7 protein-coding genes and 2 riboswitches are annotated in these 10,370 nt (G+C 32.0%); of the genes, 6 read left to right on the top strand and 1 reads right to left on the bottom strand.

What is annotated here, in order from left to right; genetic code table 11:
- Positions 1–415 precede the first annotated feature (415 nt).
- The 5 genes from N5E64_RS14905 (at position 416) to N5E64_RS14885 (ending at position 7,140) form a co-directional block, all read left to right on the top strand.
- A complete protein-coding gene (locus N5E64_RS14905) occupies positions 416–871 on the top strand; it encodes a cytochrome c oxidase assembly factor Coa1 family protein (protein ID WP_280038188.1) in 456 nt (151 codons plus the stop codon).
- Positions 872–934: 63 nt separating this feature from the next.
- A riboswitch (cobalamin riboswitch) is annotated at positions 935–1,118 on the top strand.
- 99 nt (positions 1,119–1,217) lie between these two features.
- A complete protein-coding gene (locus tag N5E64_RS14900; protein ID WP_280038187.1) occupies positions 1,218–3,215 on the top strand; it encodes a TonB-dependent receptor in 1,998 nt (665 codons plus the stop codon).
- Positions 3,212–4,348, top strand: coding sequence for a YncE family protein (locus N5E64_RS14895; RefSeq protein WP_280038185.1), 1,137 nt, complete (start codon positions 3,212–3,214; stop codon positions 4,346–4,348). Before N5E64_RS14900 ends, N5E64_RS14895 begins: the two co-directional genes overlap by 4 nt.
- 9 nt (positions 4,349–4,357) lie before the next feature.
- Entirely contained in the window at positions 4,358–5,497 is a 1,140-nt protein-coding gene (locus tag N5E64_RS14890) for a PKD-like domain-containing protein (RefSeq protein WP_280038183.1), read from the top strand.
- Positions 5,498–5,577: 80 nt separating this feature from the next.
- On the top strand, positions 5,578–7,140 hold the full coding sequence (locus N5E64_RS14885) for a DUF5074 domain-containing protein (RefSeq protein WP_280038182.1): 1,563 nt from the start codon (positions 5,578–5,580) through the stop codon (positions 7,138–7,140).
- A gap of 54 nt (positions 7,141–7,194) precedes the next feature.
- Here N5E64_RS14885 and N5E64_RS14880 read toward each other — a convergent pair whose 3' ends face one another.
- On the bottom strand, positions 7,195–7,656 hold the full coding sequence (locus N5E64_RS14880) for an Lrp/AsnC family transcriptional regulator (protein ID WP_038336827.1): 462 nt from the start codon (positions 7,654–7,656) through the stop codon (positions 7,195–7,197).
- Positions 7,657–7,754: 98 nt separating this feature from the next.
- Positions 7,755–7,902, top strand: a riboswitch (cobalamin riboswitch).
- An 87-nt stretch (positions 7,903–7,989) separates the two neighbouring features.
- Between N5E64_RS14880 and metE the strand changes: the two genes are divergently transcribed.
- Entirely contained in the window at positions 7,990–10,311 is a 2,322-nt protein-coding gene (gene metE, locus N5E64_RS14875) for a 5-methyltetrahydropteroyltriglutamate--homocysteine S-methyltransferase (RefSeq protein ID WP_280038179.1), read from the top strand.
- The last annotated feature ends 59 nt before the right edge of the window (positions 10,312–10,370 follow it).

The raw sequence follows: 10,370 nt of genomic DNA, 5'->3' as shown, positions 1-10,370 counted from the left end.
TTCTCCAGACTCCAGACTATGTTCTATAAAACAAGAGACTTCTAATTAGTTAACGAGTAGTTTCTTCTTGATAAAAAGGAAGCTTCCTTTTTAAAATTAACTCAGAACTCGATAACACTCCTAGTTTGTTTAGATTTTTATTGGCAGTCTTAAATCTTATGTCTTATAACTTATTACTCAAAACTCAGAACTTAAAAACCCGCGTTAGGGATAGTAGTGGAAATCCTTTTGGAGGAATTGGTTTTTCTGTAATCACTTCTAATCTTCTTATACAAAAGATTGCAACGGATACCCCGACCGAGTGATTTACATTAGCTGTGTTTGTATTATTTTGGTTATTCTATGAATGATATAAAGGAAGGCAAAGAGCGAGGGAACGCCCAAATTTATTATCTTTACTCAAAACCTATATATTATGGAAGAAAATCAGTATGATAATCAATTGTTACCAAAGGAAAGTTGGTTTAAACGTAACTGGAAATGGGTTGTGCCAGTTGGCTGTTTGTCGTTTGTGATTTTATTTTTTGGATTGTTAATTGGTGGTGCTTTTTGGGATTTTAGTAAGATAACTTCGGATAGCGATGTAACGAAACATGCAATTAATATTATTAATCAAAATCCTGAAGTTCAGCAGAAATTGGGTGCGGATGTTAAAACGAACGGAGTTTTTACTGGAAATATTTCTATTACAAATGATACTGGTGAAGCTAACATCTCTGTACCTATAAAAGGAACAAAAGGCTCTGGGACTGCAATTATTGTTGGAGAAAAAGAATTTGATAAATGGAATTATGAAAAGATTGCGGTTCAGGTTGATGAAACTGGAGAAGTGATCGAAATAAATAAAGTAAAAGAAGAAGCTAACGAATGAGTTAGCTTTTTTTGTTTAGCTATTATTGATAAAGATTTAATTGTTTATTCAAAATAATAATTTTACTTTTGATTAACATTTGGTGCGAATTTAACCGTTCGGTAACAGGGAATCAGGTGAAAATCCTGAACAGACCCGCTGCTGTAAGCTCCATATTTTTTAGATACATTATATCCACTGTTTTTAATGGGAAGGATTTCTAAAAAAGGAGTAAGTCAGAAGACCTACCAAAATGATAAATGTTGAATGCTTTCGGGGACTAAAGCGTGAAGTTCAAATTTTGGATAGGTTCGTCCTTTCAATACTTCTTCATACACTCTCGTTAGCAACAATTGATTATTGCTAAATGAGAAATCTGAAAACTATAATTATTTGTTGCAGCTTGATTTTGCTTTCATGTCGCATAGCCTCTGCGCAAATTATTCATGATAGTATTTTAGAGCTTCAGCAAGTTAATATTTTAAAAAATAATATAAAAGCCGTTGTTCCTGTTCAGGAATTGAAAGGAGCGGAACTAGAGGCTTTAAATAGCCATTCTGTGGCAGATGCTGTTCGTTTTTTTGCAGGTGTACAAATCAAAGATTACGGAGGAGTTGGAGGTTTAAAAACTATTGATGTTCGTGGGATGGGATCTCAACATGTTGCAGTTTTTTATGATGGAATTCAATTGGGAAATGCGCAGAATGGAATTGTCGATTTAGGAAAATTTTCTTTAGATGACATGGAAATGATTTCTTTATATAATGGTCAAAAAAGTAATATTTTTCAATCAGCGAAAGACTATGCTTCTGCTTCTGCAATTTACCTTCAAACCAAAAAACCTGTTTTCATTGGAGATAAAAAAACTAATGCCACGCTTCGTTATAAGTTAGGTTCGATACAATTAATTAATCCTTCAACAAGAATAGAACAAAAAATTACAGATAGGTTATCTGCTGTTTTGAGTGCAGAATATATTAAGTCTAATGGAGAATATAAATTTCGATATCGACGAAATAAATTAGATGGGACAAAGGCTTATGATACAGTTTTGAAACGTAGAGATGGACAAGTTGATGCGAAACGTTTGGAATTAGGATTGATCGGAAAAGGAAATCAATCGAATTGGAATGTAAAAGGATATTTGTATGATTCGGATCGAGGAATTCCTGCGGCAATTGTTCGTGGTCGATTTGATGGACGTGGACAAACTTTGGTTGATAGAAATTATTTTGTTCAAGGTAAATATGAGAAACGATTCAGAAATTTTCAATCGAAGATAAACGCAAAATTTGCTTACGATTTCACTCATTATACAGATACAGTTTCAACAGTAAAAACAGAAAATAAGTACACACAACGCGAGTTTTATGTTTCTTGGACAAATCTTTATTCGATTACAGATAATTGGGATGTGAATGTTGCAACAGATTATCAGTTTAATAATATGGGAGCAGATTTAAAGAATTTTTCTTTTCCTACTCGTCATACAAATCTTGTTGCATTTGCGTCAACTTATCGTCTTGGAGGTTTGAGTTTACAAGGAAGTTTATTGGGAACTTTTGTAAAAGAATCAGTAGAAATGAACACAAGTGCGCCTGATAAAAATATATGGACGCCAACAATTATTGCCAATTATCAACCATTCAAATCTCACGATTTTAATATCAGAGCGTTTTATAAACGTATTTTTAGAATGCCAACATTCAACGATTTATACTACACAGACATTGGTTATGCGAATCTTCGACCAGAATATTCAACGCAATATAATGTTGGTTTTAACTATTCTAAAACAACTCCAAATTTCTTAAAAAATATTACGATTCAAGCCGATGCTTTTTATAATGAAGTAACTGATAAAATTGTTGCTGCGGCTTCAGGAAGTTTGTTTCGTTTTACGATGCTCAATTTGGATGAAGTTAGAATAAAAGGGTTGGATGTTAAAATTCGTTCAGCATTCCAACTAGGAGAAATAGAAGTTTCACCAATGCTTAATTACGGTTTTTTGCAAGCCTTAGATTATTCGAATTCGAAAAAAAGTTACTACAAAAATCAAATTCCATATACTCCAAAACATAGTGGCTCTTTTGTTTTAGCTGCTTCTTATAAAACGTGGAATTTTAATTACAGTTTTATTTATGTTGGAGAACGTTATAATGTTCATCAAGATAATATTAAAATAAACCATCTTAATCCTTGGTTTACAAATGATTTAGGAATACATAAAGAATTTAAGTTGAATCAAAATTTGTTCAAAGTTTCTTTTGAATTAAATAATATTTTGAATCAACAATATGATGTGGTTTTAAATTATCCAATGCCGGGAAGACAATTCAAACTAATACTAAGCGCAAACTTATGAGAAATTTCAAACAATTATTCGTCTGTTTTTTAACAGCAATCACTTTTTATGCTTGTCAACAAGACACTTATTTGATCGAGAAAGAGGAAGAAGGTGTAACCAATCCCGAAAAAACTGATGTCGTTGGTTTTTATTTGCTTAATGAAGGAAATATGGGAAGCAATATGGCTACGGTTGATTACATGGATTTTACAACAGGAACTTATAATAGAAACATATATGCAACCGTAAATCCTACTATGGTAAAGGAATTGGGTGATGTTGGGAATGATATCAAAATATATGGAAATAAGTTATATGCGGTTATCAACGTATCAAATTTTATCGAAGTAATGGATGCAAGAACAGCCAAACATTTGGGAACAATTCCTTTGGAAAATGGACGTTACATCACGTTTGCAAATGGTAAAGCGTATGCATCTTCGTATGCTGGTCCTGTTACGCTTGATCCGAAAGCGCCTTTGGGAAAAGTGGTCGAAATTGATACGATTAATTTATCGGTTACACGACAAGTGACGGTAGGTTATCAGCCAGAAGAATTAGAAGTTGTTGGGAATAATCTGTATGTAGCAAATTCAGGTGGTTATCGAGTTCCTGAGTATGATAAAACAGTTTCTGTGATTGATTTATCAACATTTAAAGAAACCAAAAAAATTGATGTTGAAGTAAATCTTCATCGCTTAAAAAAAGATGCAGATGGTGATTTATATGTGACTTCTCGTGGTGATTATTACAACGTTCCTTCAAATTTATATGTGTTAGATAGTAAAACGCATCAAATCAAAAAGAAATTTGATATTCCTGTTTCTAACTTTACGATTGTTGATAACAAACTCTATTATTATTCAAACGAATTTAGTTACACAACTTTCGAATACACAAAAACTTATGGCGTAATTGATACTAAAACAGAACAAATTATTAACAAAACATTGGTCAATGATCCTGTTATTAATGAAATCGAAACGCCTTACGGAATTGCTGTAAATCCTCAAACCAAAGATCTTTTTCTAACCGATGTCGGAAATTATGTTTCGATGGGTTACATCTATTGTTTTGATAAAAATGGTGCTTTTAAATGGAAAACTGCTGCTGGAAATATTCCTGCTCACTTTGCTTTTGTCTATAAATAAAATTTACATATGAAATATTCTAAAATCTTACTAACCGCACTAAGTTTTGCTTTAATACAAAGCTGTAGTGATGATGAAAACATTATCGAGACTAATCCTGATAATGCTACTTTACAAGTATCTTATGATGCAGCACGTTTAAAAATTGTTTCAATTGAACCAACTGTTTCTGGTTTCGAAAATGCAACATATACATGGAAACTTGGCAATGAAATTATTGGTAATGAGAAAACCTTAGGTTTTGTTTCTGATAAAGTTGGTGCTTACGATTTAACATTAGAAATTACTTCAGGAGTAACTTCTAAAACGATAAAAACAAAGGTTAATGTTACACAAGAATTATCTACTTACAGTAAATATATTTCTCAAGTCTTTGATTATTTGCCAGCAGTTGGACAATTCACAAATGCTTTACCATCTTATGTAACAGGAGAAACTCAAGCTGATATGACAGCCAAAGCTGCTAAGGCTTTAGTAGGAGAAAAATCTACAATGATTACACTTGGAGGTTACGGAGGATATGTGGTATTTGGTTTTGACCATACGATTATGAACCAACCAAACAAACGCGATTTTAAAGTTTTAGGAAATGGTTTTGCTGGATCTTCTGAACCTGGAATTGTGATGGTTGCATATGATAAAAATAAAAACGGAAAACCAGATGACGACGAATGGTACGAAATTGCAGGAAGTGAGTACACGAATCCAAATACAATAAAAAATTATAGTATTTCTTATCAAAAACCAACCGAAGAAGATAAAATACCTAATCCTGAATATGTAAAATGGACAGATAATCAAGGAAATTCAGGTTATAAAACTAAAAATTCTTATCATAAACAATCATATTATCCATTGTGGTTTGGTTCGGATCAGTTAAAATTTACAGGTACACTTTTGGCAAGCAATTATACAGAGAAAAATGGTATTTGGACTGGTAAACAATTGGCTTATGGTTATGTAGACAATGCACCAAATAACAGCGAAGATTCAAATATTGATATTGATTGGGCTGTTGATAAAAATGGAAATCCTGTTAAATTATTAGGAATCGATTTTATCAAAGTTTACACAGCAACAAATCAAGAAGCGGGTTGGTTAGGCGAAATCTCAACAGAAGTTGCAGGTGCTTATGATTTGCATTTATAATTTTTAAATAACATTCTAAATATTTTTATCCGAGGCTGTCATTTTTGGATGATGGTTTCGGATTTCTAAAAAAAAAATACATGAAAAAATTTTTACTTTCGATTTTTACAATAGTAGCAATTCAAACAAGTTTTGCACAAACAAAAGAATACACAAATGGTGTTTTTATTCTGAATGAAGATTGGTTTGGTCATGCAAATGGATCAATTAATTTTATGAATCCAGATTATTCTATTGATTATAATATTTACAAAACTGCGAATACCAATGAAGAGTTAGGTGTAACGCCTCCTTTTGCAACAATTTATGGTGATAATTTTTTCATTGTTTCAAAACAAGGAAATCGTTTAGTTGTAGCTGATTCGAAAACTTTACAGAAAAAAGCCAGCTTCGAAACAATTGGTGGAGACGGAAGAAGTTTTGTAGGTGTTGATGCTAAAACAGGATATTTAGGAACTTCAAGTGGACTTTATTTGTTTGATATTGAAAACTTGAAATTAGGATCTTTAATTGAAGGTGCTGATAAATTTGGTGCTTTAGCAAATATTATTCGAACTTCTACTTATGTTTTTGCCGTAACTCAAAAGGGTGGAATATTAGTAATTGATCCAAACACTCACAAAATTAAGCAAACGATTGCTGGAAGTTTTATTTCTGTAATACAATCTAAGGATGGAAATGTTTGGGGAGCATTGGCAAATAAATTAGTCAAAATAAATCCTGTTACTTTAGAAACGACAGAAATATCGATTCCAACGAAAACAATTCCGAATACTTGGGGAGCGTGGAATGCTGGAAGTTTTAGTGCTTCAACCCAAGAAAATTCAATTTACTTTTTCCCAGGCGCAGGTTGGTCTGTTAGTCCAACAATTGTAAAATATGATGTGGATAAAAATGAATTCAATGAGAATTTTGCTACAATTCCTGGTCAAGATACAAATCCTAAACAAATGCCTTATGGAGCAGGTTTGCGTGTAGATCCACGAACAGATGAGTTAATCATCATAACTACAACATCTCAATATAATAAGCACTGGATTCATAAATTTGATAATAAAGGAAATTTAACGAAAACAATTCCTTTGACTGATTATTATTGGTTCCAATCTTTACCTGTTTTTCCAGATAATGCGGCACCAATTATCAATGATTTAGAGACAACTTATCAAATTAACACAGCAACAACAATTGATTTGAAAGATAAAGTTTCGGATGTTGATAATTTATCAGCAGCGATTGTAAAAGATTTAGAAATCATCGAGAATAATGAAGTAGCTGAAATTTCGATTAATGATAAGGAAGAATTAGTGATTAATCCATTAAAAAATGGAACAGCTAAAATCAAACTTTCTTTTAATTCGAATGGAAAAGTTGTTTCACAAAACATCACAATTTCATCAGCTGTTTTAGGTACAAATGATTTAGCTAAATCTGTTGTAAATGTTTATCCAAATCCTGTTAATAATGTATTGTTTATTGAAACAAATGAAGCTTCAAAAGCCGAAATTTTCGCTATTACAGGAATTAAAATGACAGAGAAAACATTTCAAAAGGGGAAAAATCAATTAGATGTTTCTTCTTTACCAAAAGGTGTTTACATCATAAAAGTTAACAATTCTACTTTCAAGGTAATCAAAAAGTAGTGTGTTATTTATTTGTGGAAAAAAGGTTGAGCATTGCTCAACCTTTTGTTTTTTTTAAATATTGATTCCGTACGTATTTTTTATTTCAGCCATCACAAAAGAGCTGTGTGTACTTCCGATGCTTTCTAAAGCACCCAATTTATTGAAAACAAAATCTTGATATTGTTTCATATCTAGAACTTGTACTTTTAAGATAAAATCATATTCGCCCGAAATATTATAACATTCCACCACTTCATCAATCAACAAAATATCTTCCACAAGTTTATTCCCAATTGTGCGATCATGTTGCTTTAGCTTGATGCTGCAAAAAACCATAAAGCCTTTGTTCAGCTTTTCTGCATCCAAAACCGCTCTATAATTTTTGATATAACCTTGTTGTTCCAACCTTTTTATGCGTTCAAAAACGGGCGAAGGAGATAAATTAACTAAAGCAGCAATTGCTTTTACTGTCAATTTCGAATCTTTTTGTAGAATTCTTAATAATTCTAAATCGGTTTGATCTAATGTTTCCATCCAAATAATATTCTTTTCAACACGATATTTTATCGTTGTTTAAGTGTTTTGTTTTGTAAAATTAGTCATAATAAGTAGTATAATCTTATTTTTTCAAGTTTTACAATCGTTTATTTTGTCTTGTTACATTTGTGAAGAAATAAACAACAAATTATTGGGGAATCGTGTGAGAATCACGAGCTGTCGCGCAACTGTGAGTAATGGAAATTACAAGTCAGATTACCAATAGAAACAAAAGATGATACTTTCGCGATTTGAAGTCTGTCTGTCAAAATAGGTTTACTATTTATCAACTCGCGTTTGTGTTTTTTGAACATTAAAAAAACAATCAAAATGCAAACACAAATTTTAGGTTATCCAAGAATTGGCGCTAACCGTGAACTAAAAAAAGCCTGCGAAAATTATTGGGCAGGTAAAATTGAACTACAAGCTTTATTGCAAACAAGCCGTACAATTACCAAACAAAATTGGGCGCTGCAACAAGCTGCTGGTATAGATTTAATTCCGTGTAACGACTTTTCTTTTTATGATCAAGTTTTAGATTTTACGTTATCAGTTGGTGCAATTCCAGCGCGTTTCAATACGGTTGCGCTAAATAAAAAGAACACCGAATTAGACTTGTATTTTGCGATGGCAAGAGGCTTTCAAAAAGATAATTTAGATATTACAGCGATGGAAATGACAAAATGGTTTGATACCAATTACCATTATATCGTTCCAGAATTTGTAAAAAATCAAGAATTTAAATATTTCTCAAATTCTATCGTAAACGAATTTATCGCTGCAAAAAAAGAAGGTTTTAATCCAAAAACAGTTTTAATTGGACCAATTACTTATTTATTATTAGGAAAAGAAAAAGAAGAAGGATTTGATCGAATTGATTTAATTCAGAATTTATTGCCAGTTTACTTTGAAATTATTCATGATTTAATCAATCATGGAGCAAATACAATTCAGTTCGACGAACCTTTTTTAGCTTTAGATTTAGACGAAAAATCGAAAACGGCTTATCAAGAAGTTTACAAAAAAATAAGAAAAGAATTTCCTCAACTTACGATTCAGGTCGCAACTTATTTTGATGGATTGAAAGATAATACAGCTTTAGCAATCAATTTACCAATTGATATTTTGCATCTTGATTTGGTTCGAGACGAAAATCAACTTGATGAAATATTGAATCAAGCTCCTTCTCAATTAAAACTTTCTTTAGGTTTAGTTGATGGTAGAAATATTTGGAAAAATGATTTTCAAAAATCACTTTCAACGATAGAAAAAGTTGTGAACAAAATTGGAGAAAAACGAGTTATTATTTCAACATCTTGTTCATTATTACATTCACCTTGTGATTTAGATTTAGAAACAAACGAAAAAAATCTTCCGACTACAATTAAAGATTGGTTTGCATTTGCGAAGCAAAAATTAGAAGAAGTTGCTTTCTTAAAAAATTATTTTTCAAACCCGAATGACGAAAAATTGATTCAACAATATGAAGCGAATCAATTCTCTATCAATAATAGAAAAAATTCTCAATTAATTCATCAAACTCAAGTTAAAGAACGAGTAAATGCTATAAAAGATGAAGATTATAATCGTGCAAATAGTTTTGAACAGCGAAAAATTGTGCAACAAAATGTGCTGAATCTTCCACCTTTTCCTACGACAACAATTGGCTCTTTTCCACAAACACAAGAGGTGAGAAGTTGGCGTGCGAAGTATAAAAAAGGAGAATTATCTGCCGAAGAATATGATGTTTTATTGAAACAAGAAACCAAGCGTACAATAGAATGGCAAGAGGAAATTGGCATTGATGTTTTGGTGCATGGTGAATATGAACGCAATGATATGGTGGAATATTTTGGTGAAAAAATAGCAGGATTTGTCTTCTCTAAAAATGGTTGGGTTCAGAGTTATGGAACGCGTTGTGTAAAACCGCCGATTATTTTTGGTGATGTTTATCGCCCTGTTCCAATGACGGTTTATTGGTCGAAATATGCACAATCTATCACAGAACAAAAAGTAAAAGGAATGTTGACAGGACCGGTTACGATTTTGCAATGGTCTTTTGTTCGAGATGATCAACCAAGATCTACGACGTGTAAACAAATTGCATTGGCGATTCGTGATGAAGTTTCGGATTTAGAAAAAGCTGGAATTAAAATTATTCAGATTGATGAACCTGCAATTCGAGAAGGTTTACCATTGAGAAAAGATGAATGGCAAAATTATTTGAAATGGGCGGTTGATTCGTTCAAATTAGCTTCAAGTAATGTTGATGATTCTACTCAAATTCATACGCACATGTGCTATTCAGAATTCAATGATATTATTCAAAATATTGCTGATTTAGATGCGGATGTTATTACAATTGAATGTTCGAGAAGTCAGATGGAATTATTAAATGCTTTTTCAGATTTCAATTATCCAAATGATATCGGACCTGGAGTTTATGATATTCATTCGCCTCGTGTTCCGTCGAAAGAAGAAATGGTTGATTTGATAGAGAAAGCGGCAAAAGTTATTCCAGCAGATCAATTATGGGTAAATCCTGATTGCGGACTAAAAACGCGTCATTGGGAAGAAACCGAAAAAGCATTAATCGAAATGGTTGCGGCGACAAAAGAATTAAGAAAAATATATACGCCAAAAGCGATTTAAGCTTAACATCCTACTTTAATGACTTAATAAGTAGTGTTGTGTTATTTATTTGTGAAGAA

It is taken from the genome of Empedobacter sp. GD03739 (genome assembly GCF_029843245.1).
Classification (GTDB): domain Bacteria; phylum Bacteroidota; class Bacteroidia; order Flavobacteriales; family Weeksellaceae; genus Empedobacter; species Empedobacter falsenii_B.
The sequence above is the reverse complement of the archived record's forward strand: the minus strand, read 5'-3'. Positions and strand labels throughout refer to the sequence as shown.

Bases quoted from the DNA above. Each gene is read 5' to 3' on its own strand.
- N5E64_RS14905 (WP_280038188.1), top strand. From the start codon at position 416: ATGGAAGAAAATCAGTATGATAATCAATTGTTACCAAAGGAAAGTTGG.
- N5E64_RS14900 (WP_280038187.1), top strand. From the start codon at position 1,218: ATGAGAAATCTGAAAACTATAATTATTTGTTGCAGCTTGATTTTGCTT.
- N5E64_RS14895 (WP_280038185.1), top strand. From the start codon at position 3,212: ATGAGAAATTTCAAACAATTATTCGTCTGTTTTTTAACAGCAATCACT.
- N5E64_RS14890 (WP_280038183.1), top strand. From the start codon at position 4,358: ATGAAATATTCTAAAATCTTACTAACCGCACTAAGTTTTGCTTTAATA.
- N5E64_RS14885 (WP_280038182.1), top strand. From the start codon at position 5,578: ATGAAAAAATTTTTACTTTCGATTTTTACAATAGTAGCAATTCAAACA.
- N5E64_RS14880 (WP_038336827.1), bottom strand. From the start codon at position 7,656: ATGGAAACATTAGATCAAACCGATTTAGAATTATTAAGAATTCTACAA.
- metE (WP_280038179.1), top strand. From the start codon at position 7,990: ATGCAAACACAAATTTTAGGTTATCCAAGAATTGGCGCTAACCGTGAA.